24 protein-coding genes and 5 tRNA genes are annotated in these 24,005 nt (G+C 37.7%); 3 read left to right on the forward strand and 26 right to left on the reverse strand.

All coding sequences use genetic code 11. The features are described from left to right. Window positions 1-128: 128 nt before the first annotated feature. From rplL to PL_RS11555, 18 genes are all read right to left on the reverse strand, one after another. Window positions 129-503: a 50S ribosomal protein L7/L12 gene (gene rplL / locus PL_RS11470; protein ID WP_041878234.1), complete on the reverse strand. Its 375-nt coding sequence runs from the start codon at window positions 501-503 to the stop codon at window positions 129-131. 67 nt (window positions 504-570) lie between these two features. Further along, window positions 571-1,092, reverse strand: coding sequence for a 50S ribosomal protein L10 (rplJ, locus tag PL_RS11475; RefSeq protein ID WP_041878235.1), 522 nt, complete (start codon window positions 1,090-1,092; stop codon window positions 571-573). A 2-nt stretch (window positions 1,093-1,094) separates the two neighbouring features. Continuing rightward, complete coding sequence (rplA, locus tag PL_RS11480) at window positions 1,095-1,793, reverse strand: 50S ribosomal protein L1 (RefSeq protein WP_041878236.1); 699 nt, start codon at window positions 1,791-1,793, stop codon at window positions 1,095-1,097. A gap of 23 nt (window positions 1,794-1,816) precedes the next feature. Then, complete coding sequence (gene rplK, locus PL_RS11485; protein WP_037443979.1) at window positions 1,817-2,260, reverse strand: 50S ribosomal protein L11; 444 nt, start codon at window positions 2,258-2,260, stop codon at window positions 1,817-1,819. 69 nt (window positions 2,261-2,329) lie between these two features. Next, window positions 2,330-2,872, reverse strand: coding sequence for a transcription termination/antitermination protein NusG (nusG, locus tag PL_RS11490; RefSeq protein WP_041878241.1), 543 nt, complete (start codon window positions 2,870-2,872; stop codon window positions 2,330-2,332). Between the two features lie 9 nt (window positions 2,873-2,881). After that, window positions 2,882-3,079, reverse strand: coding sequence for a preprotein translocase subunit SecE (secE, locus tag PL_RS11495; protein ID WP_041878243.1), 198 nt, complete (start codon window positions 3,077-3,079; stop codon window positions 2,882-2,884). A 13-nt stretch (window positions 3,080-3,092) separates the two neighbouring features. Beyond that, window positions 3,093-3,163 (reverse strand) — tRNA-Trp (locus PL_RS11500). 120 nt (window positions 3,164-3,283) lie between these two features. After that, window positions 3,284-4,471, reverse strand: coding sequence for an elongation factor Tu (tuf, locus tag PL_RS11505; protein WP_041878245.1), 1,188 nt, complete (start codon window positions 4,469-4,471; stop codon window positions 3,284-3,286). A 127-nt stretch (window positions 4,472-4,598) separates the two neighbouring features. Then, window positions 4,599-4,670, reverse strand: a tRNA-Thr gene (locus PL_RS11510). A gap of 77 nt (window positions 4,671-4,747) precedes the next feature. Continuing rightward, a tRNA-Gly gene (locus PL_RS11515) sits at window positions 4,748-4,820 on the reverse strand. A gap of 19 nt (window positions 4,821-4,839) precedes the next feature. Beyond that, a tRNA-Tyr gene (locus tag PL_RS11520) sits at window positions 4,840-4,922 on the reverse strand. Between the two features lie 40 nt (window positions 4,923-4,962). Then, window positions 4,963-5,035, reverse strand: a tRNA-Thr gene (locus PL_RS11525). 175 nt (window positions 5,036-5,210) lie between these two features. Next, window positions 5,211-5,558, reverse strand: coding sequence for a ribosome hibernation-promoting factor, HPF/YfiA family (gene hpf / locus PL_RS11530; RefSeq protein WP_041878247.1), 348 nt, complete (start codon window positions 5,556-5,558; stop codon window positions 5,211-5,213). Window positions 5,559-5,573: 15 nt separating this feature from the next. Next, a complete protein-coding gene (locus PL_RS11535; protein ID WP_348621741.1) occupies window positions 5,574-6,458 on the reverse strand; it encodes a tyrosine-type recombinase/integrase in 885 nt (294 codons plus the stop codon). A gap of 152 nt (window positions 6,459-6,610) precedes the next feature. After that, complete coding sequence (gene rpsU, locus PL_RS11540) at window positions 6,611-6,805, reverse strand: 30S ribosomal protein S21 (protein ID WP_041878250.1); 195 nt, start codon at window positions 6,803-6,805, stop codon at window positions 6,611-6,613. A 173-nt stretch (window positions 6,806-6,978) separates the two neighbouring features. After that, entirely contained in the window at window positions 6,979-8,151 is a 1,173-nt protein-coding gene (locus PL_RS11545; protein ID WP_041878251.1) for an acyl-CoA dehydrogenase family protein, read from the reverse strand. A 161-nt stretch (window positions 8,152-8,312) separates the two neighbouring features. Next, window positions 8,313-8,840 (reverse strand): adenine phosphoribosyltransferase, encoded by a 528-nt coding sequence (locus PL_RS11550; protein ID WP_041878253.1) that lies wholly within the window; start codon window positions 8,838-8,840, stop codon window positions 8,313-8,315. A gap of 2 nt (window positions 8,841-8,842) precedes the next feature. Next, window positions 8,843-9,733, reverse strand: coding sequence for a ComEA family DNA-binding protein (locus PL_RS11555; protein WP_052496042.1), 891 nt, complete (start codon window positions 9,731-9,733; stop codon window positions 8,843-8,845). Between the two features lie 298 nt (window positions 9,734-10,031). On the opposite strand from PL_RS11555, the gene PL_RS11560 reads away from it, so the two are divergent. Then, the gene (locus PL_RS11560) at window positions 10,032-11,783 is read left to right on the forward strand and encodes a lysophospholipid acyltransferase family protein (protein ID WP_041878255.1); all 1,752 of its coding nucleotides are present in this window, start codon (window positions 10,032-10,034) and stop codon (window positions 11,781-11,783) included. A 168-nt stretch (window positions 11,784-11,951) separates the two neighbouring features. Here PL_RS11560 and PL_RS11565 read toward each other — a convergent pair whose 3' ends face one another. After that, entirely contained in the window at window positions 11,952-13,091 is a 1,140-nt protein-coding gene (locus PL_RS11565) for a DUF4369 domain-containing protein (protein WP_041878257.1), read from the reverse strand. A gap of 203 nt (window positions 13,092-13,294) precedes the next feature. Between PL_RS11565 and PL_RS11570 the strand changes: the two genes are divergently transcribed. Together PL_RS11570 and PL_RS11575 are read left to right on the forward strand one after the other, a co-directional pair. Continuing rightward, window positions 13,295-13,606 carry a nucleotidyltransferase family protein gene (locus tag PL_RS11570; protein ID WP_041878259.1) on the forward strand — a complete coding sequence of 104 codons (312 nt, stop codon included), beginning with the start codon at window positions 13,295-13,297 and terminating at the stop codon, window positions 13,604-13,606. Further along, the gene (locus PL_RS11575) at window positions 13,593-13,931 is read left to right on the forward strand and encodes a HepT-like ribonuclease domain-containing protein (protein ID WP_041878261.1); all 339 of its coding nucleotides are present in this window, start codon (window positions 13,593-13,595) and stop codon (window positions 13,929-13,931) included. Before PL_RS11570 ends, PL_RS11575 begins: the two co-directional genes overlap by 14 nt. A gap of 106 nt (window positions 13,932-14,037) precedes the next feature. Here PL_RS11575 and PL_RS11580 read toward each other — a convergent pair whose 3' ends face one another. The 7 genes from PL_RS11580 to radC all read right to left on the reverse strand — a co-directional run bounded on the left by PL_RS11580 (window position 14,038) and on the right by radC (window position 23,970). Continuing rightward, on the reverse strand, window positions 14,038-17,349 hold the full coding sequence (locus PL_RS11580) for a TonB-dependent receptor (RefSeq protein ID WP_041878263.1): 3,312 nt from the start codon (window positions 17,347-17,349) through the stop codon (window positions 14,038-14,040). A 364-nt stretch (window positions 17,350-17,713) separates the two neighbouring features. Then, entirely contained in the window at window positions 17,714-18,238 is a 525-nt protein-coding gene (locus tag PL_RS11585) for a DUF962 domain-containing protein (RefSeq protein ID WP_041878265.1), read from the reverse strand. 66 nt (window positions 18,239-18,304) lie between these two features. Then, window positions 18,305-19,867: a ribonuclease Y gene (gene rny / locus PL_RS11590; RefSeq protein ID WP_200890686.1), complete on the reverse strand. Its 1,563-nt coding sequence runs from the start codon at window positions 19,865-19,867 to the stop codon at window positions 18,305-18,307. 255 nt (window positions 19,868-20,122) lie between these two features. Beyond that, entirely contained in the window at window positions 20,123-20,413 is a 291-nt protein-coding gene (locus PL_RS11595; RefSeq protein ID WP_041878266.1) for a cell division protein ZapA, read from the reverse strand. A gap of 31 nt (window positions 20,414-20,444) precedes the next feature. After that, window positions 20,445-20,735, reverse strand: a complete 291-nt coding sequence (locus PL_RS11600) for a hypothetical protein (protein ID WP_041878268.1) — start codon at window positions 20,733-20,735, stop codon at window positions 20,445-20,447. A 54-nt stretch (window positions 20,736-20,789) separates the two neighbouring features. After that, on the reverse strand, window positions 20,790-23,189 hold the full coding sequence (gene pheT, locus PL_RS11605) for a phenylalanine--tRNA ligase subunit beta (RefSeq protein ID WP_041878270.1): 2,400 nt from the start codon (window positions 23,187-23,189) through the stop codon (window positions 20,790-20,792). Window positions 23,190-23,271: 82 nt separating this feature from the next. Continuing rightward, window positions 23,272-23,970: a RadC family protein gene (gene radC / locus PL_RS11610; RefSeq protein ID WP_041878273.1), complete on the reverse strand. Its 699-nt coding sequence runs from the start codon at window positions 23,968-23,970 to the stop codon at window positions 23,272-23,274. Window positions 23,971-24,005 lie beyond the last annotated feature (35 nt).

Below are 24,005 nucleotides of genomic sequence, written 5' to 3' on the forward strand. Positions count from 1 at the left end.
AATAAACTATTTGTTTGGTTTGCCGTGAACATCTCACCAACCAAACTTAGATGAAATGTATATAAACAGGTATAGACTCCGACTGTACAGTCGGAGTCTATGTTTAAAGTTATATTAAAATTAAGTGATTACTTAATCTCAACTACAGCTCCAGCTTCTTCTAATTGTTTTTTCAAAGCTTCAGCTTCGTCTTTAGCAACACCAGCTTTTAATTCTTTTGGTGCACCGTCAACTAAATCTTTAGCTTCTTTCAAACCTAATCCAGTTAAGTCTTTTACTAACTTAACAACTGCTAATTTAGAACCACCAGCTTCTTTCAAGATAACATCGAAAGTAGATTTTTCTTCAGCTGCAGGAGCAGCATCACCAGCAGGACCTGCAACAGCAACTGCAGCAGCAGCTGGTTCGATACCATACTCGTCTTTAAGGATTTGAGCTAATTCGTTAACTTCTTTAACTGTTAAGTTTACTAATTGCTCAGCAAACGCTTTTAAATCTGCCATTTTATAGAGTTTTTAAAATTTGACGTGAAAAATAATTTATAATAATATGAAACTTATAAGGTGTTCCTTAACCTTCTCTTTCCTGAAGAGTTTTAACAATTCCTGCGATTTTACCACCACTAGATTTAAGTGCTGAGATAACATTTTTAGCTGGCGATTGTAGCAAGCCAATGATGTCTCCAATAAGCTCTTCTCTTGATTTCAAGCTTACTAATGCATCTAAATGATTATCTCCAACAAAGATAGCTGTGTCGATAAACGCCGCTTTCAATACTGGTTTGTCAGAACCTTTTCTCAAAGCTTTGATCAGCTTAGCTGGACCATTACCTGTTTTTGAGAATAATAATGCTGACTGGCCTTTTAATGCTTCAAAAATACTTGAATTATCGCCGTCCAATCCTTCAATCGCTTTTCTGATTAAAGTATTTTTAGCAACCTGCATTTCAATACCGCTTTCGAAACATTTGCGACGGATGTTGTTAATTTTCTCAACAGATAAGCTTGATGTATCAGCAATATAAAAATTGCCGAATTCCTGCATCTTCTCTTGAAGAGCCGAAACTACTTCGTGTTTTTCTTCTCTGTTCATAATTAGATCCCTGCTACTGATTTAGTTTCGATTGCGATTCCAGGACTCATTGTAGAAGAAACATGAATGCTCTTAAAATAAGTTCCTTTAGCAGCAGATGGTTTCAGCTTAGAAATTACTTGAAGAACTTCTAATGCATTTTCATATATTTTTTCTGCTGGGAATGATACTTTTCCTACCGAAGCGTGAATGATACCACTTTTGTCAACTTTAAAATCAATTTTACCGCCTTTTACATCAGTAACTGCTTTACCAACTTCGTTAGTTACAGTACCTGATTTTGGGTTTGGCATAAGGTTACGTGGACCTAAAACGCGGCCCAGTTTACCTACTTTTGCCATACAAGCAGGAGTAGTGATAATAATGTCAACATCAGTCCATCCACCTTCAATCTTGGCAACATATTCGTCTAAACCTACGAAATCTGCACCTGCTGCTTTAGCCTCTTCTTCCTTATCAGGATTACAAAGAACTAATACACGTACAGTTTTACCTGTACCGTGTGGTAAAGTAGCGATACCACGTACCATTTGATTCGCTTTACGCGGATCAACACCTAAAGCGATGTCGATATCAACCGAAGCATCAAATTTAGTAGTAGTGATTTCTTTTACCAAAGCAGCCGCATCCTGTAAAGAATACGTTTTACCAGATTCTAGTTTAGCATGTGCCTTTTGTTGATTTTTTGTTAATTTAGCCACTGTTGTAAACTGTTTTTTGTTAATTAATTTGTCCAGGGTGCATCGCCGCTAACGGTGATTCCCATACTGCGTGCTGTACCGGCAACCATACTCATTGCCGACTCGATAGTGAATGCATTTAAATCAGTCATTTTATCTTCAGCAATTGACTTAACCTGATCCCAAGTCACCGAACCAACTTTCTTACGGTTGGGCTCAGCAGAACCACTCGCTAATTTAGTAGCATCCTTTAACTGGATAGCAACCGGCGGGGTTTTGATGATAAATTCGAAAGACTTGTCAGCATAAACAGTAATTACAACAGGTAATACTTTACCAGGCTTATCTTGGGTACGAGCATTAAATTGCTTGCAAAATTCCATGATGTTAACACCTTTAGCACCTAATGCAGGTCCTACTGGTGGCGATGGATTTGCAGCTCCTCCTTTGATTTGTAATTTAACAAGCGCACTGACTTCTTTTGCCATTTTCTGATTTGTTAATTGTAATACTCAATGTTAAAATGTTGGAAGCACGTAACATTTAAGATCTTTATTCTACTCTTTTTCTACTTGCATATAGTTAAGTTCCAGAGGAGTTTTCCTTCCGAAAATCTTAACCATTACTTTTAGTTTTTTCTTCTCTTCGTTAACCTCTTCAATCACACCTGTAAAGCCATTGAAAGGACCGTCCATTACTTTGACGTTCTCACCAACATAGTAAGCCACATTCATGGTCTCACCCTGCTGACTCATTTCATCTACTTTACCCAGTATGCGGTTAACTTCTGCCTGACGCATAGGAACAGGATTTCCACCTTTATCCCCTAAGAAACCGATAACGCTGTTCACATTTTTAATAATGTGTTCTAACTCTCCGTCCAAAGTTGCTTCAATCAAAACATAACCAGGATAAAAGTTGCGTTCTTTTGCAATCTTCTTTCCTTCTTTCATCTGGTAGTATTTTTCCATAGGGATCAATACCTGCGGAACAAGATGAGAAAAACCTAAACGACTGATCTCTGAATCGATGTATTGTTTCACCTTCTTCTCTTTTCCGCTTACCGCCCTAACTACATACCATTTTAGCTGATCGTTCATCTAGTTCTATTAATTAGAAAGTGATTTATAAAAAGTATCTAAAATAAAAGTAGACCCCTTATCCATTGCAAAAATAACTACTGCAATAATAAATGAAGCCACCAAAACCAGCACTGCAGAACTTTGCAGTTCTCCCCATGTAGGCCAGGTAACCTTCTGGGTCATTTCCTCATACGATTCTTTAATAAATTGAACTATGCTAGCCATATCTAAGTTTTTGCACGGGAACAAGGATTCGAACCCTGATCAAAGGTTTTGGAGACCTCTATTCTACCGTTGAACTATTCCCGTGTATAAGAATCAACCCCTTAAGGTCAATATAACATTTTTTTAGAACAAAGTACCCAGACTATAACGTCCGAGTACTTTGTAATATTATTTAATCGCTTAACACCCGAAGGTATTAGGTAATTATTTTACAATTTCAGTTACCTGACCAGCACCTACTGTTCTACCACCTTCACGGATAGCGAAACGAAGTCCTTTTTCCATTGCGATTGCGTTGATCAATTTAACATTGATTGTAACGTTATCACCTGGCATAACCATTTCAGTTCCTTCTTGAAGAGTGATCTCTCCAGTAACGTCTGTGGTACGGAAATAGAATTGTGGACGGTATTTGTTAAAGAATGGAGTGTGACGTCCACCTTCAGCTTTTGATAATACATAGATCTCAGCTTTGAAATCAGTGTGAGGAGTTACAGAACCTGGTTTACAGATAACCATACCACGACGGATATCAGTTTTCTCAATACCACGTAATAATAAACCTACGTTATCACCAGCTTCACCATAATCAAGGATCTTACGGAACATCTCAACACCTGTTACAGTTGATTTAAGATTTTCTGCACCCATACCTAAGATCTCAACTGGATCTCCAGAGTTGATTACACCACGCTCAATACGACCAGTTGCAACAGTACCACGACCAGTGATCGAGAATACATCTTCAACAGGCATTAAGAATGGAAGGTCAGTTAAACGTGGAGGAATTGGAATGTAGCTATCAACAGCATCCATTAATTCCATGATTTTAGCAACCCATTTAGCATCACCGTTTAATCCACCCAAAGCAGAACCTTGAATAACTGGGATATCATCACCTGGGAAATCATAGAAAGATAATAATTCACGAACTTCCATCTCTACTAATTCTAGTAATTCAGGATCGTCAACCATATCCACTTTGTTCATGAAAACCACCAATGAAGGTACACCTACCTGACGAGCCAATAGAATGTGCTCACGAGTTTGTGGCATAGGACCATCTGTAGCCGCTACAACGATAATAGCACCATCCATTTGCGCCGCACCTGTAACCATGTTTTTCACGTAATCCGCGTGACCTGGACAGTCAACGTGTGCATAGTGACGGTTAGCTGTTGAATACTCAACGTGTGCAGTGTTAATAGTGATACCTCTTTCTTTTTCCTCTGGAGCAGAGTCAATCGAATCAAATGAACGCGCCTCAGATAAACCAGCATCAGATAACACTTTAGTGATAGCTGCTGTTAAGGTTGTTTTACCGTGGTCAACGTGACCGATAGTGCCGATGTTTAAGTGCGGCTTGCTGCGGTCAAACTTTTCTTTTGCCATGTTTTTATACTTATTAGTAGGTTAACTTTTATTTTTAATTATTGTTTTGATACAATTCAATACAAAAAACCTTGTTGATTCTGCATATAAAAACAGATTTAACAAAGCTTTTTTATCTTTATTCCTGAGCCAACGATGGGACTTGAACCCATGACCTCTTCCTTACCAAGGAAGTGCTCTACCGCTGAGCTACGTCGGCTTTTGTCCAATCACAATCTTTAATACCGGTCCGGCATTTAAACTGTGACCTTCATACCGACTGCTCTTTGAATCAAGAGCGAAAGACGAGGTTCGAACTCGCGACCTATAGCTTGGAAGGCTATCGCTCTACCAACTGAGCTACTTTCGCTTTTATTATTATTATAAAGTGGGGGGAGAAGGATTCGAACCTTCGAAGTCTTGCGACAACAGAGTTACAGTCTGTCCCATTTGGCCACTCTGGTATCCCCCCATTTCTTCAAACCGTCACATATAAAATGCAGGTTTAGAAGAGCCTCCTATCGGAATCGAACCAATGACCTACTGATTACAAGTCAGTTGCTCTACCAGCTGAGCTAAGGAGGCTTATTATTATTTATTAAACATTCACAGAACAAACCAACTCTTTATGGGTTAACCCCTGTTCCGAATTGGAATGCAAATCTACAAGAATATTTTATAGTTGCAAAACTATTTTGAAAAAAAAACCAGCAGAATATATTCCGCTGGTTTTATATTTAAAATTCCAAAAAATAGAACCCTAATAATCAGATACTTCATCAGCGTTTAATACCGCCTTAAGCTCAGAAACTTTTATTCTATTTTTTTCTTTATGTTTTGTGATTTGCTTTTTTAGTGACTCAATTGACAAATCCGTCGCTTCTTCGAAAGACTTGCATTGTTCCTTTGCGAACAATATTCCGCCTGGAACCATCAGTTTTATTTCACTTATTTTGTTAGCCTCATCGTCTACGTTCTCTAATTTTAAATAAACTTCCCCACTTATGATCTGGTCGTGGAACTGCTCCAGCTTATCAACTTTCTTTTGAATAAAGTCTAATAATTTGTGATCTGCATTGAAATGGATTGATTGAACTGTAATTTTCATGTTGTCCTCCTTTTTTTATGCCTTTGGATGGGCCTGTTTATATATTGTTTTTAATCTTTCTATAGAATTGTGCGTATAAACCTGGGTTGCTGCCAGACTGGCGTGCCCAAGCAACTCCTTGATCGCATTTAAATCAGCTCCCCTGTTCAGCAGGCTGGTTGCGTATGAATGACGCAGTACATGGGGGCTTTTCTTATCTTGTGTAGATATATATGTCAAATAACTTTTTACAATCTTATATATAAAGACCGGGTAAACTGCTGTTCCTTTATTAGTAACGAATAAGTCCTCCGTTTTGTTATTAAATTTCTGTAACGATTTCAACTCAATATACTCTTTAAGCTGAATAATAAGCTGTTTGGTGACAGGAATAATTCTTTCTTTTTTTCTTTTCCCCAAAACCTTTACAGATTCCTGATAAAAATCTATATCTGTTTCTTTCAATCCGAGCAGTTCAGCCAAACGCATACCTGTACCGAAGAGCATTTCAATAACCATTTTATCACGTACCGAAGGAAAAGTTGTATCGAAGTATTCCCCCGAGTCCAGTAAATGATCCAGTTTATCTTCATCTATAAACACCGGTAACCGTTCAGGTGTTTTAGGTGCCCTGATCAAAGACATTGGACTGGTCAGAATAATTTTCCGGCGATAAAGGTATTTATAGAACCCACGCAGACTCGATAATTTTCTTCCAATTGAGTTAGCACCAACTTCATCTTCCATCAGATGCACGATATAATCTCTGATATGTACGTATTTAGCCTCTTCAGGCTTCATCTCATAAGTTTGTTTAATAAATTCATCAAACTGCTCCAGATCCGTCCGGTAGGCGGTTACAGTATGCGGAGAATAGCGCTTCTCGTGCTGAAGATAGTTTAGGTAGGATTCTACAGACATTAATTACAATTGTTATCCTGTCAAAGCCGTTTAAATTCAAAGAAGAAGCTAAGCCGGCTCTAAGAGTGAATGTACGGAATTTTATGCAAAAAAAAGCGCCGGTGAAAAAATCCACCGGCGCTTTAAATATTTAAGAACTTAAAAGAATAGAATTAGATCTTTCCTTCAAGGTGCATATTTTCTTTATAAATCGCGTGCTTAACTAATGTACGACGAGCTACAGATTTTTTCTCGTATGCCTGACGGCTACGTAGTTCTCTCAATACACCAGTTTTTTCAAATTTCTTTTTGAAACGTTTAAGGGCTTTATCAAGTGATTCGCCGTCTTTAATATTAATTATGATCATAACGTTAAAATACCTCCTCTCGTTGTTTTAAGGATCGCAAAGATAAAACATAAAACCTTATAAAACAAGCACAAAAAAAATCCAGTGTATTTGCACACACTGGATTGGTAAAATATATTTGGTTAGAATATGTCTTTTTTGTTGATAATAGCTGTTTTAGATTTAGGTTGCTATTATTTATTTAATATTTCTCTGGCAATTACAATTTTCTGGATTTCGGAAGTTCCCTCTCCTATTGTACATAATTTACTGTCACGGTAAAACTTCTCTACTGGGAAGTCTTTTGTATAACCATAACCGCCAAAAATCTGTACAGCCTCTGTTGCTGCTCTTACTGCAACCTCTGACGCAAAGTATTTAGCCATTGCCGATTCTTTAGTCATTTTTTGTCCACGATTCTTTAAATCTGCAGACTGTCTGATCAATAACTCAGCAGCCTCAATTTCAGTAGCCATATCGGCCAGCTTAAAACTAATGGCCTGGAAGCTTGATATAGGCTGACCAAACTGATGTCTTTCCTGAGCATAGGCAAGTGCAGCTTCATAAGCTCCTTTCGCAATCCCCAGTGACAGCGCAGCAATAGAAATTCTACCGCCATCCAGCACTTTCATCGCCTGCTTAAAACCTTCACCGACATTACCCAGTAAATTGGCAACCGGTACACGGCAGTTATCAAATATCATTTCTGTAGTCTCAGATGCACGCATCCCCAGTTTATTCTCTTTTTTACCTGCTGAAAAACCCGGAGTTCCACGTTCAACTACAATAGCTGAAATTCCTTTGGAGTCTCCTTTTTCACCAGTACGTACCATAACTACAGCGATATCACCAGATTTACCATGAGTAATCCAGTTTTTCGCACCGTTTAACACATAATGATCACCATCTAAAGTAGCTGTAGTCATCATTCTTAATGCATCAGAACCGGTATTAGCCTCAGTTAATCCCCATGCCCCGATCCATTCTGCAGTTGCCAGTTTAGGCAGCCATTTATGTTTTTGCTCTTCCGTTCCAAAAGCAAGAATATGTCCTGTACATAAAGAATTATGTGCAGCCAGAGATAAACCAACAGATCCGCAGACCTTAGCTACTTCTACAATTACATCTACATATTCCTGATAGCCGAATCCCGAACCACCATAAACCTCAGGGACTAATACTCCCATCATTCCCAGCTCACCCAATTTCTTAAAAACCTCAACAGGAAAAGTTTGTGCCTCGTCCCATTCCATTACATGAGGACGGATATTCTTCTCCGCAAAATCTTTAACCATACTTCTGATCATCAGTTGATTTTCTGAAGTACTGAAATTGAAACCTGTATTTTGTGCTAACGTGTCTTGCATGTTTTATATTTGAATACGGCAAGTATAGAGAATGTAAACTCAAACCAGCAATTGAATATTTGCCCGGAAACAGAACGAAATAGTATTTAGTTCATTTTACAGTACAGCACAAGTTCAGGCGCCTTAAAACACCAGGAAATTTATTTCAAATATTTTAGGTTCTAATAAGAAGCAAGGGCGAAATTATTCGCAGAAAAGGGTTTTAGCCTATCTTTTCCATTTAAGAAATCGAGTGCTATAATGAATGAATACCCTGCAACAACAGCATCCAGCTTTTCAATTAATTTAGAAGCTGCAACAACTGTACCTCCGGTAGCCAGTAAATCATCATGGATCAGTACATGCTGTCCTGGCAGAATTGCATCTTCATGCATTTCCAGTGTAGCACTTCCATACTCCAGGTCATAAGATTGCTGTATAGTTTTATAAGGTAATTTTCCAGCTTTGCGGATAGGTACAAAAGGGACATTCAATAAATTAGCCAATGCCATTCCAAACAAAAACCCCCTGCTTTCAATACCTGCTACCACATCGATCTTAACTGCTGAAAGCTGCATGGCAAGCGCAGTTGTAATCTCACCGCACAAAACCGCATCTTTTAAAATCGGAGTAATATCCTTAAAAACGATACCAGCTTTTGGAAAATCGTTCACATCGCGTACAATCTGTTTTATTTTTTTCTCAATCATGATTAAAAAGAAATATATGGGGCTAACTTCTCTATAGTTTCAGCAGATAAAATAGCCACTTTTTTTAAGTCTGCAATATTACCATAATTTCCGTGTTGTTTTCGAAACTGAATGATCGCATTGACTTGTTTATACTTTAAATAGGGGTGATTTTTCAAATCATCAAACAATGCTGTATTCAGGTTAATTCTTGTCAGTGCCTGGTCATCTAGGATCAGCTGATCCTTAATTTCATTATACTTTAAACTATCCAGTCCATAGACTTCCAGCAGCTGTTCTTTTTTATAAAAGCCTCCAAGACGCTGCCTGTAATTAAAAATTCTCCTGGCAAAAGCCGGCCCCACACCTTTTAACTCCATCAATTGTAAGGTATCTGCAGTATTCAGAAAGACAGATACTGTTTTCTGCTTTGCAGGATGACTGTTTACCGGGTACCTGTAACTCTCTTTTTCTGATGTTTGTGGTATATCTATATAAGGTATAAGTCTTTCATACATTTCCGGGCTGATTACATACATTTTCTTCAAATCCTCCTTTTTGAAATACCTGCCTCCTTTTTCTCTGTACCTCAAGATTACAGCAGCCTGTTTAGCCGACAGCCCCAGCAATTGCCATTCATCAGCTCCTATCCGATTGGGATCAAAATTAAACAGGCTCGTTATTCTGGATGGCGCAACCGGATATTTAGCCCTTTTTGCGGTAACCCGGTCAGTTCTCATTAGCGTTAACTGATTAATGGCTGATGCTTCTGCCTGAATATCCCATTTTTCTTCAACAAAAAAACTATAGACCAAAGGCATAATCCTGATGATCCCTATCAGTACAATCATAACCAGTAATCCATTATATTCCCGTTTAGAAAAATTAAAATAAGTAATCAGCCACTTCCTCATTGGCAGGTAATGTACTTCTGATATTTAATAAACTGGTTAAAATTGCTTAATCAGGACAAATCATTTAAAAAAGCGTTTTCTCTTCCAAAAACAGCCACATATCCAAAAAAACATTAAACAAGGCAGATCAGCTGAAAAATATTTAACAGGTTATCATCAAAAAATACTGCCCGATTAAATTAATCTATAAATTTAAACAGGCTCTAAGAATATAAATCTTATTTTTGAGGTTGATTCAGTTACATGTTTTAGCTTATATCATCAACATGCACTCAATCCCCCTCTTTTAAAAACAGATATGAAGATCATAACAACCAAAGAATTTGCTAAGGCTACTAAAATTGATAAGCTCGGTGTTCCGGGACTGGCAGATTTGCTGATGGAAGTAATGAAATTAAATGATATCAATAAAGTTTTCTCTCAAAACCAGCATTTTAATGGTTTAGAGTTTGTAGATAAAATACTGGAAACAATCGGGGTATCTATTGATTTCGATGAAGATGACCTGAAGAACATTCCAAAAACAGGTGGTTTCATTGCAATTGCAAATCATCCATATGGCGGAGTAGAAGGACTTGCATTGGTAAAGCTATTATGTACCGTGCGTCCTGAAGCCAAGGTGATGGTTAATTTTATTCTTCAAAAAATACCGAATCTGAACGAATTTTTTGTTGCGGTTAATCCTTTTGAAAATGTACAGCATTCTTCAAGCATCAGTGGATTAAAGGCTACTTTCGATCTTTTGCAGAATGGTATTCCTATCGGAATCTTTCCTGCAGGTGAAGTGTCAACTTTTAGTCTTGACAAACAGGAGATCACAGATCGCTTATGGCATCCGGTAGTCGGGAAACTAATTGCCCGGGCCAAAGTACCCGTAGTCCCTATTTATTTTCATGGTAATAATGGTGTACTGTTCAATATTCTTAGTTTCATTCACCCTACCCTGCGTACGGCGAAACTACCTTCCGAATTTTTAAATAAGCAAGGATTAAAAATTAAAGTAAGAATTGGCAAACCTATCGATATCGAAGATATTTCTTACCGTAACAATACCAATAAACTTTTAGACTTTTTACGCGCACGTACCTATGCCCTGGGCACCAGTATAGAGCAGGAAAGAAAACTGTTTAATCCGATCAATCTTTTCAAGATCAGGAAAACGCCGGAACCTATCATTGAAGAAACTTCCAGAGCAAGTATCGTTGAAGAAATTGATCAGCTGGAAGCTTACCGTGTATGGTCAGAAAAAAACTATGAAGTTTATATCAGTCCATCGGCTAATATTCCAAATGTATTAAGAGAAATAGGCCGCCTGAGAGAAATCACTTTCAGAGAAGTAGGAGAAGGCTCCAATAAAAAGATAGACCTGGATAACTATGATATTTATTATCATCACTTATTTATATGGGATAAAGACCTGCAGAATATTGTTGGTGCTTACCGCATTGGTAAAGGTGATGAGATTTTAAATACACTGGGAAAAAGAGGATTTTATCTTTCTGAACTCTTTAAAATAAAAGAGCCGTTTTATCCTGTTTTACAGCAGGGAATTGAATTGGGACGTTCATGGATCCGTAAAGAATATCAGCAAAAAGCTTTACCCCTGTTCTTATTATGGAAAGGTATTTTAAAATATCTTCTGGATAATCCGCAATACCGTTATATGTTTGGTCCGGTAAGTATCAGTAATAACTTCTCCAAGTTTTCCAAATCATTGATTGTTGACTTTATCACCAAGAACCATTTCGATTATGAACTTGGGCAATATGTAAGACCAAGAAATAAATTCAAGGCTGATTTATCTGCAATAGATAAAGACCTCCTTATAGAAAGCAGTGATTCATTAAAAGATCTTGATGTATTAATATCTGATATTGAAAATACACATATTAAGATCCCTGTTCTGCTAAGACAGTACCTTAACCTGAATGCAAAGATTATCTGTTTCAATATAGATCCTAAATTTTCAGATTGCCTGGATGGTTTTCTTGTCGTAGATATGCAGAGTATTCCGCCAGAGATGCTGGAGAAAATTGGTAAAAACTTTTAAAAAACAAATAGCCCGGACATCCACCCGGGCTATTTTGTTATCAACTAAACCTAAACTTGATAAATACTAACCAAATATTTACACCACAAATATAGAAGGCCGATGTTAAGTCATGATTAAGGATTAGTTATCTGTATTAAACATTTCTATACATTAATAACACATCACCTATTTCATATATTCCGCTAACTGATATTGCAGCTCTGCACCATTTAGATCTTTTAAAACGATTATTCCATCAGGGTTCACCACAATACTTACCGGAGTACCTAAATTCCCATAAAGCTTAGTTGTAGCTAGCGGCCCGGATTTCAGGCCCCAGACCTGTACCCAGGGCAGCTTATTTTCTTTGACTTCTTTTACCCAGATTTTTTTCTTTTTCTCAGGGTCCAGAGCAATACTGATAATTTTAAATTTTTTGTTTTTATACAGTTCGGCTGCTTTAGTCATTCTATAGTTTTCAGCTTTAATCAGACTGTTACCGGTTACCCAGAAATATAACACTACATAAAGCCCACGATAAGCAGATAAAGTAACCGGTTTACCGTTGACATCGTATAAGGTAAAATCAGGTGCAGCTGTGCCTACAGCTCCCTGGCTCTTTGCCTGAATATATCTCCCTATCCGCTGCCCCTGCTCCGTGTTACGGAATCCGGCATTAATGGATCTGTAGGCAGCACCTGTTTTCTTCATATCTTTTCCTTCGCCCATATCTATAATATCGGTCAGGGCATACAGGCTAAAAAAAGAATCCGGATTCTCATGAATAAACTGCAACTGTTTTTCAAAACGCCCGGTTTTGAATTTATACATGTATTCGTCAAATTCTTTGGTAAAAGGATATGAACGCCATAAATAAGGAGAAATTCTGTTCCGGTAATTTTTATAGGCGGCTGTAACAGTACCACCTATAAACTTGTTATAAGCCATGTACTGATCATTGATCTTAGAGCCCGTTACCGTTCCCCGTATTAAAGAATCCTGAGCAGCCACATGAATTTCTGAATTGTCTAAAAAAAAGCCCAGTTCATCAGTATTGTCCTCCAGATCAATACTATCCTTTCCAACACCATTTCTGTCTAAACTTAAATAGGCCAGCCCTGGCTTTTTTACTGTTCCTTTAAATTGAAAAACGCCGTCTTTTACCTCGGTAGAGTCAAAAACTTTCGCTCCATAAGAATCCAGATAAACTTTTGCCGGAGCATTCAGGCTCATGATTTTCCCTTTGATTGTAAATCCCTTTTGCTGAGCAGATACCATTCCTGCTCCTGTACTAACTATTAATAAACTTAAAATTATGCGCTTCATCAAATCTGTAACCTTATCTATATATCAAATGAGTAAATCTTCATTTCCGGGCCAATATAGCAGATTAGATTGGGTTATAACCTATTTAGAATTCTAACAGCAACCACCCGGAATACCAGCTTTAATTATCGACATTGATTAAGAAAGACTTATACTGACAGATGGACTTTTATTTAAGTGAAATCTTTTGATTAACTTTGAATATGCAGACAAAAGTTCAAAATAAACAATCCTTATTTTCCTTACTCAAGGCCAATGGTCAAAAGTTAAGATCTTTTGGGGTGTCGAACTTAAGTGTTTTTGGCTCTTTTATCACTGGTAAATTACATGCAGATAGTGATGTTGATCTTTTAGTTGAGTTCGATCCTCAACTAAAGACTTATGATAATTTCATGGAGCTTTCTTTCTTTCTGGAAGATCTGTTAGGCAGAAAGGTTGAAGTGATAACTCCCCAATCTCTAAGCAAATATATTGGCCCGCATATTCTAAATCAGGCAGAATATGTTCCCTTCTAATATTGAATTACTCAAACATATTCTTGAAGAAGTCTCCTTTGTACTGAGTTCAACAAAAGAAAAAGACAAAACAACTGTAATTAATGATCCTGTTCTTTCAAGGGCAATTGTAAGAAGTCTGGAAATAATCGGCGAAGCAAGTGCAAAAGTTGACCCCGAATTTAAGATATTATACCCCCACATTGAATGGCGGAAAATTACTGCGACCAGAAATCACTTAATACATGTATATTTTGGGATAGACTATGATATTGTCTGGGATATTATAATTTCTAAGCTGCCGGATCTGGAAAATGATATTGCTGAAATCATTTCAGCGAATTAAATTTTCAAACATAAACTTCATCAATATCCTCAAAACAAAAAACCCTTACCTAAATTAATAGGCAAGGGCTTTCAAATTTATACTCTTTAAAATTGAGTTTCTATAATTAGAAGCTATATCTCAAACCAAATTGCATTTGGAATCTCGATGCAAAGAAGTCTTTTGAATAGTTACTTGTGTTTTTCTGATCGAAAGTATAAGTTGGATAAGTAGTAGCAGTACCTGCTGTTCCTGGTTTCAGACCTATACTAGCCATTGAGTTATAAGTGTTAGGAGAGAAATACTGAACTCCCCAGTTTTTGTTTAACAAATTGGTTAAGTTAACGATATCATAAGTAAACGTTAAAGTGTGCTTATGTTTACCACTTTCTATAATTCTTATATCCTGAGCAAAACGGAAATCCAATTGTGTATTCCATGGTGTGCGTGCTGCATTTCTTTCTGTGAAATTACCTCTTCTTGTTTTAAGATACTTATCACCATCAATGTATGAATCAAATGCTGCTGCTTGTGTTGCCGCTGAAACTGCTGGCACCGCTGGAGCCGTACCAGTTGCTGGTTTAGCAGGAATATCTTTAAAGAAGTTTACCGTTTCACCAACTTTAGGAATATATGCTAAACTTACATTCTGACCTGTTCCATTGATTGTTGTATTCAGGAATCCATACGAATAAGGAGAACCAGACTGTGCACTATAGAACAGAGAGAATGTAGACACATATTTATTTGCTTTATCCCATGCAAATCTATAATTAACAGTTGATACGATACGGTTACGAATATCAAAGTTAGAAGTAGCCAGCTGAGGGTTGTTAGGGCTTAAAGCCTGGTTTAACTGCCAGTTAGACTCCATCGAGTTTCTGATACCGTTTGTTAAATCTTTAGACTGTCCATAAGTATAAGCAGCCATTACATCCAGTCCAAAAGGGAAAGATTTCGAGATTTGACCTGTTACACTATAACGGTATCCTTTACTTGTATTCGAAAGTAAGTACGCATTAGTATATAATGGATTGATTGGAGTCTTTCCGTAGATTGGTTGTTGATGTTGTGTATCATAAACCATATAAGTAGGGTTATCAGTAATATTGATCTGTTGGAATTTCAAATCATTGATAACTTTAGTATAAATACCTTCTACCGTAAATTTCCATTGGTTCTCAGTTTTATAATCAAAAGCCAAACTGCTTCTCCATGTTTTAGGCATTTTGAAGTTGTTATCAATTAAATCCACCTGAGTTGCTCCATTAGCATCTTTTACGTTGATTATATTTCCTTTTGAATCTTTTTGCTGAGAAACAAATCCAGCTTCACCATTTCCATTTAAAGCATCTCTGATAGGATCACTTCCCGGAGTAAATGCAACCTGTGACGATTTATTATCATATGCACCATAAGTTACCCCATTGTTGTAGTAAGCATATCCCAACCAGGCGAAAGGAACTCTACCAGTAAATAAACCACTACCACCACGCATAATCAAACTCTGATCACCAAATACATCGAAGTTAAATCCAACACGAGGGGAGATTTGAATCTGACCAAAGAAATCATTTTTGATCTCGTTTGGCTTAGTATAAGTATAAGTATTTCCGTAGTTAGCATCAACAGGAGAACCAGTAGTTTTTGAACTTAAAGGTTGTTTATTTGGCATATCAGCTAAATCAAATCTCACGCCATAAGTTAATTTGAAACGATCAGATATCTGCCATTGATCTTCACCATATAAACTAAACATATTTAACTTGAATTGTGCTGGAGGGTTAGCCATAATGTTATCCCTTGTATTGTCAGCATAATTATAGTTAGTACGTACACGATTAGGGTTACCAGCTAAGAAATCATCAACACTACCATAAGCTACACGACCGTTCCATGCATTCACGAAACCATAGGTAATATTGTATAACTCATTGTGTGTACCAAAAGTAAACGTGTGTTTTCCTTTAGTTAAAGTAAAGTTATCGGTAAATTCAAATGTCTTTTGTTTCATATTGAATATACTCGCTTCACGGTCTGTACCTAAAAATATCGTTCCGCCGTTTGCACCACTGATCTCGATTTGTGGTATAGCAGGATTAGAAGTTGGTGTTCTGTAATCATGAATACTTGAATAACCAACAACTAAACTGTTAGACATATCGTTGTTGATTCTGCTTTTTAACTCAGCAACAGTAGAACTCTGATTATTTGTTTGTTTATAATCAATACCACCAAATCTAAAGTTTGACTGGTCACGCTCTAAGTTAGTTGCTGTAGATGTAATCGTGTTGTTACGGATAGTCAACTGATTTTTATCATTGATATTCCAATCCACACGGTTAAAGAATTTATTTGATCTGGCATAGATATTATAGTTACCGAAAGAACCAGCATCAATACCATATTTATTTTTCATCAGATCAGAGATTTTCTGAGCCTGATCCAATGTAAGCACAGTCATATCCGGAGAACCTGCTGCCAAAATCACAGGATCCTGACGACGTGTAATCTCCTCATTGGTAAAGAAGAATAATTTATTTTTAATAATCGGGAAACCTAATCTGAAACCAGTTTGGTAATCGTGGAAAGCAGAAGGCATTTTTGAACCGTCACCGGTTTTATTTTTACCAATTAAGCTAGCGTTACGACCATAACCGTAAACAGAGCCTGATACATCATTTGTACCAGATCGCGTTACTGCGTTCACACTACCACCAGTAAAGTTACCAATCTTAACATCGTAAGGAGCTAATAATACCTGAACATCCTGGATCGCATCAATCGATACCGGATTTGTTCTTGTACTGCTACCTGGCATACCAGAACTTCCGCTCTGACCACCTAATGAAGGACTGAAACCAATTGCATCATTATTAATCGCACCATCAATAGTTACGTTATTGTATCTGAAGTTGGTTCCCATGAAAGAGTTATCCTTACTACCCTGTGGAGTTGTACGGGTTAAGTCAGTTAAGCTTCTGCTTACAGTAGGCATATTTTTGATTTGCTGTTCGCCAATCTGTGTACCTGCGCCAACTTTAACGCCACCTCTTTTACCTTTAACAGTAACTTCACTCAGTTGTTGTCCTTCGTCTGTTAAAGTGAAGTCCAAACGCTGATCAGTACCTAAACCAAGGCTGTTGATCTCTTTTTCCTGTTTATTGTAACCTACATAAGTAACAGTAATTTTGTAAGGTCCTCCAGGATTTAAGTTAGTAATACGGAAATAACCATCTGATCCTGTAACAGCACCATACTTAGTTCCGGTAGGAGTATGTAAAACTAAAACACTTGCGCCGGGAATAGTCTGTCCTTTTGCATCTTTAATTTTACCATTAACGCTTGATGTCGTTACCTGAGCATTTACACCTAACCCCATAAACAGGAGGAAAGTAAGTAATACACAGGAAAGATTAATTGTTAGAAATTTTTTCATTTTTCTTGCTTCTGTTTTTTTTTGTAAAACTAGGGCAGCAATATGACGTTAATATTAATTTCACATTAATGAGCCCATGAGTTAATATCAAATTATAGATGAATTAAAACAGGGTTAAAAACAAGTTAAAATGAGTCATTAGACCCCTTTAAAGGGGTATAGGTGGCTAAAAGAATATTTCGCCAGACTTACAGAACGTCTTAAAATAGTGTTTACTCAATATTAAGCTTACGTTAAGTCGGCCAAAATTCAGATATATTGTAAAAACAAGGCCACTATTGATTACTTAGTGGCCTTGTTTTTCATGTCTGTCAGACATTAGATTTAAGTCACTTGCGCAGCGACTTAGCTAAAACGTATAAAATTAATATTTTAATCCAACCTTAATGCAGATGAAGTGCAATAACCAAATCGGACCGATTAACAAAAACTTAACATCCTGTAAAAATGAGGGCTTTTTTCCTTCTATTTTGTGACCGATGAACTGACCCACCCACGAGAGCACAAAAATCACTGTACAAACCAGCCAGAGTGAGGGGCCGCCAGCTGCTGCCCATTGCTCCAGCTGCACTATAAAAAAGGCGGCTGCAAATATCAGTAAGATCATCAGGTAAGAAAGTACCGGCGAAAGACGGTAATAGTAATACCCTGCAAAGGCAATAACAAAAGAAGCCCAGTTGATATACCCATTATACTTTCCGAGAAAACCAAGATAAGGAAAAGGAATTGCCCAGATCAGTCCAAGCAGGCTGAATACAATTAAAGGCACACAGATCCAGTGTATCAGTTCATTAGATGGATTCTGATGACTTTCTGAATAAGTATCAAATAATACATCCACTTCCTTTTTCTGTGCCGGGTTTCCCACCTGGGATTTTTGATTCTTCATACTATAAAAATAAAAAAAAAGCGATAGAATAATCTATCGCTCCGGTAATAATATTTATTGAGCTGCCTATTTAGCAAAGGCAACTGAACGTGTCTCTCTGATTACTGTAACCTTGATCTGACCAGGATAAGTCATTTCGGTCTGGATACGGTTAGAAATATCCGCAGCCAGCAATTCAGCCTGCTGATCGGTTACTCTTTCACTTTCCACTACAACCCTTAATTCTCTACCAGCCTGAATAGCGAAAGTTTTCTCTACACCAGGGTAAGAAAGAGCCAGTTCTTCCAGTTCTTTCAGACGTTTGATGTAACTTTCAACCACCTCGCGTCTTGCACCAGGACGGGCACCGGAAATCGCATCACAAGCCTGTATAATCGGTGAGATCATAGAAGTCATTTCGATTTCATCATGGTGAGCACCAATAGCATTACAGATTTCAGGATGCTCTTTATATTTTTCTGCCAGCTGCATTCCTAAAATAGCGTGTGGCAATTCAGGATTATCATCAGGCACCTTACCTATATCATGTAATAATCCAGCACGTTTGGCCATCTTCGCATTTAAGCCTAATTCAGCAGCCATTGTAGCACAGAAATTAGCTACCTCACGAGAGTGATGCAGTAAGTTTTGTCCATAAGAAGAACGGTAACGCATACGTCCTACCATCCGGATTAACTCCGGGTGAAGACCATGAATACCCAAATCAATTACAGTACGTTCACCGATCTCTACAATTTCATCCTCAATCTGTTTTTTGGTTTTTGCCACGACCTCTTCAATACGGGCCGGGTGAATACGTCCGTCAGTTACCAGACGATGTAAAGCCAAACGGGCAATCTCTCTTCTTACCGGATCAAAACCCGAAAGAATAATCGCCTCAGGAGTATCATCTACAATGATTTCAATACCTGTAGCAGCTTCAAGTGCACGGATATTTCTTCCCTCACGCCCGATTACACGGCCTTTGATTTCATCACTTTCAATATGAAAGATAGATACGGTATTTTCAATTGCAGCTTCCACAGCAGTACGCTGAATAGTTTGTATAACGACTTTTTTAGCTTCTTTGGTTGCTGTCAGTCTGGCCTCGTCAACGATATCCTTTACCTGTATCATTGCCTGTGTTCTGGCCTCCTGCTTCATATTTTCAACCAGCTGATTTTTTGCTTCCTCAGCACTTAAACCAGCGATGGTTTCCAGTTGCTTCACATGCTGATTTTTCAGCAGATCAACTTCTTCCTGTTTTTTAATCGCTATATCAGTTTGTTTTTCCAGGTTTTTTCTGCTGTTATCCAGCTCCTGTTCCTTGCGGTTCATGTTTTCCAGACGCTGGTTCACAGATTGTTCTTTCTGTTTGATGGCGTTCTCACGCTGATTAACCTGGTTGTTTTTAGCATTTACTTCCTGCTCATGTTCCGTTTTCAATTGTAAAAACTTCTCTTTGGCTTCCAGTAACCGGTCTTTCTTTAAAATCTCAGCATTACTCTCAGCCTCTTTTAAAATTTTCTTCACCTTTGTCTGTGCGGCGATCTCCTGTTTTTTTAACAGGCTGCGCAGCAAATATCTGCCCACCAGTATACCAACAACTAAGCTGGCCAGTACATATCCTATTATTCCTATTATTTCCATTTTAATTTATATATATAAACATGCATAAACATAACCTAATGTATGCTCATGCAGGTCTCTCATTACCATTTTAAATCTTAGTCAAAAAAAAACCGTTGTTAAATTTTATTTTCCTGTTTTACCGTTTTAAATACATGCAATGTTCAACAACAGCTGATCCCAGCCACCTGCCTGTATTTAGAGTAACGAAACAATGAAACTAAAAACTTAACAACGGTTAAATCTCTTTTACGCTTTTGAAATTAAAGAACGATTCTATTTGGTAAAAAAATCGTTCAGTAAACTATCTAATTCTTCAACTTTTTCAGCTACTGCAGTATCTTGATCCTGCACTTTATTTTCTACCCTTAATACCGCTGTTGCATAATGCAGCACCGCCATAGATAGCAAATCCTGTTTATCTCTGACCGCATAATTTTCCTGGTAGTCCTTTATACGCTCATTGATAATTTTGGCTGCCCGCCTTACAATTTCTTCCTCTTCCATATTCACCTTTAAAGGGTAAATGCGGTCAGAGATAGTTATTTTTATCGAGATTTCTCCCATTTCTTAGCTTTGTTTCAATTTCGTGTAATCCTTATTTTTTAAGCAACACTACACATTTATCGATTTCACGCACAAAATCGTTAATTTTTTGCTTTATATCAAGTGTCTTTTCGCTTGTTCCTTCAATACTCTTTGCCAATTTAAGTACCCTCATCTTTTCATCCAAATCTGAGTTCCTGGTTTTTGCAGCATTCAAGGCTAACTTAACAGATGAATTTTCCTGCTTCAACAACTCATTTTCCTCTTGTAATGCATTACAGAGCTCGATAAGCCGAGCCGCTTTAAGTAATACTGAATCTAATTGTTCTGCAACCGAAGACATCTTTTATTTAAAAATTTATAGTATTTATAATATTCCTAAAAGTAACAAATAAAATTACTTTCTTATCTCTGCTTTGGCAGTTTGGGCTAAGTTAGCGATAATCTTTTGCATAACTGCATCAATCTGCTTGTCAGTCAAAGTCTGCTGGTCATCCTGCAAAGTAAAGTTCAATGCATAAGACTTCTTGTTTTCAGGTAATTTATCACCTACATAGACATCAAAGATCTGTACATTTTTCAGTAATTTCTTCTCTGTTTTAAATGCTATGGTCTTCAAAGCATCAAAAGTTACGTCAGTATCTACCAGCATGGAAAGATCTCTTCTCACTGCAGGAAACTTAGGAATCTCTTTACTGATAATCTTATTCTTTCTAACGATATCCAGCAATAAAGCCCAGTCAAAATCTGCATAATAAACATCCTTATCCACATCAGTCAGTTTTTTATCTGCTGCTGTTACCGCACCAAAGGTTACAATAGTCTGCGGCCCTCTGAAATATTTCAATCCAAAAGCGAAGTTTTCATCACTCACTTCTTCTGTCTGGTAATTGGTGATTCCCAATCTGCCGATAATTGCATCAACCGCAGCCTTTAAGCTATAAAAACTTACCGGAGCAGGTTTTTGATTCCACTGTTCTGCATAATCAGCACCAGAAAGTACCAGCATTAATCTTGGGCGTTCAACATATTTTTCATTTATCAAATGATAAGTTTTGCCAAACTCGTAAAACTTCACATCACCACTTTTTCTGTTCTGATTATAAGCAACACTTTCCAGTGCCGGCATCAGTAAACTCTGACGCATCACATTCAGATCTGAACTTAAAGGATTTAAGATCCGCACCACTTCATCTGTATTTTTAGAATAAGCTCCTTTAGTCAGTGAATTACACCAGATTTCAAGATAACCATTGGCAGTTAACATATCAGCAATCACATGCTGGGTCTGCTCTCTGTCTGGTTTGGCGGCAAAGGTAAGTGAAGCATTCACCTTAGTCGGAATTTCAATATTATTATAGCCATAAATCCTTAACACCTCTTCAGTAATATCACATTCACGGGTAACATCCACTTTAAAAGTCGGAACCTTTAAAGATAAACCTTCAGCTGTTTCAGCTGCAACAGTTATTCCCAGTGAAGTAATAATGTCTCTGATTTCCTGATCAGGAATTTCTGCACCAATCAGCCTGGTAATATTTTTATAGGTTACTTCTACATCAAAAGGAGCAACCGGCTGAGGATATAGATCTGAAACCACAGAAGAAATTTCTCCTCCTGCCAGTTCCTGAATCAATAAAGCAGCATATTTTAAAGCAGTAACTGTCATTTCAGGATCGGTACCACGCTCATATCTGAAAGAAGCATCAGTTTTCAAAGTATGTCTTTTTGCCGTCTTACGTACAGACACGGCATTGAAGTAAGCGCTTTCTAAAAAGATATTTTTAGTTTCAGCACTCACACCCGAATTCTTACCTCCGTAAACACCCGCAATAGTCACTGGTTTTTCTGCATCACAGATCATCAGATCTTCTGCGGACAGTTTGCGTTCAATACCATCCAAAGTAACAAACGGAGTACCCTCAGCAACCTTCTGCACAATGATTTTTTTACCTGCCAGCTGATCTGCATCAAAAGCATGTAACGGCTGACCTAAACCGTGAAGTACATAATTGGTAATGTCAACTATATTATTAATCGGACGGATACCAATTACCTTTAATTTATCCTGTAACCAGTCCGGAGAAGATTTAACTGTTACCCCGCTAATTGATACACTGCTATATCTTGGGCAGGCAACTGTATCTGCTACTTCAACTGCAATAGTTAGATTTTCATTAGCTGTTTTAAAAGAGCTGATCTCCGGCATTTTTAAAACAATCTTGAGATAGGCCGCCAGATCTCTCGCAACACCCAAGTGCGAAGCTGCATCAGCTCTGTTTGGCGTTAATCCAATTTCAAACAGATAATCATCTTCCATTTTGAAATAGTCTTTAGCCGGCTGTCCTGCGACAGCATCCTCTGCCAGTACCATTATACCTGCATGAGAACCTCCCAGACCAATTTCATCTTCTGCACAAATCATTCCTTCAGAAACCTCACCTCTGATTTTTGATTTATTGATTTTAAAAGGTTCACCTTCATTCGGATAAACAGTAGTACCAACAGTAGCCACAACAACTTTTTGTCCTGCTGCTACGTTTGGTGCACCACATACAACCTGTATGGCTTCCGCTGCTCCAACATTTACCGTAGTAACCCTCAGCTTGTCTGCATTAGGGTGTGGAACGCATGTAAGCACATGACCTATCACTAATCCTTCCAGACCGCCTACCACCGGCTGTACTTTTTCAAGGCTTTCTACCTCCAGACCAATATTGGTCAGTATCAATGAAAGCTCCTGTGGGTTAAGGTCAGTTTGTACGAATTGTTTAAGCCAGTTATATGATATCTTCATGTTATTTTTTCTTCTAAAATGCAAAGATATAAAATAATGCTTTGCAGTATATTTATTAGGACAGAAACATAAGGAATTGACATTAAATAATTTCCTGATCGGCCATACTGCAGAATTTGGTATTCGTAATAATGAGATGATCGAGTATCGGCGTATCCAGTAACATTCCTGCTTCCACCAGTTTTTTGGTAACAGCAATATCTTCTCTGCTGGGCTGACAATTACCTGAAGGATGGTTATGTGCAAGGATGATATAGGCAGCTTTCATTGTAATTGCCTTTTCAAAGATGATTTTAGGATCAACAGTGGTGCTGGCCTGTCCTCCCGTACTAATCATATGTTTACCAATCACACAATTGGCTTTGTTTAGAATCAGCATCCATAACTCTTCATGATCAAGGTCTGCAAGCATAGGCCGGAGCAAATCAAACGCATCAATTGAAGAATGTATTTGTGTTAACTTTACAGGTGCCAGCTCTCTTCTGCGACGGCCAAGTTCCAGTGCTGCAATAATCGATATCGCTTTAGCTTCCCCTATTCCTTTAAACAGTGTCAGATCTTGTACAGATGTTCTCCCTAATATATCAAGATCATGATTATAGTTTAAAAGAATACGTTGCCCAACCTCAACACATGTTTCAGTTTTATTCCCAGAACGGATCAGGATTGCAATCAATTCCGCATCAGACAAATGTCTTCTATCATTAAACATTAGTTTTTCACGTGGCCGATCGGCCAGTGCTAAAGATTTAATACCCAGTTTTTGTTCATATTTTACCATAAACAAAAAAACGGGATAAGCCAAAGCCTATCCCG

The sequence above is a fragment of the Pedobacter lusitanus genome (genome assembly GCF_040026395.1).
GTDB classification, from domain to species: domain Bacteria; phylum Bacteroidota; class Bacteroidia; order Sphingobacteriales; family Sphingobacteriaceae; genus Pedobacter; species Pedobacter lusitanus.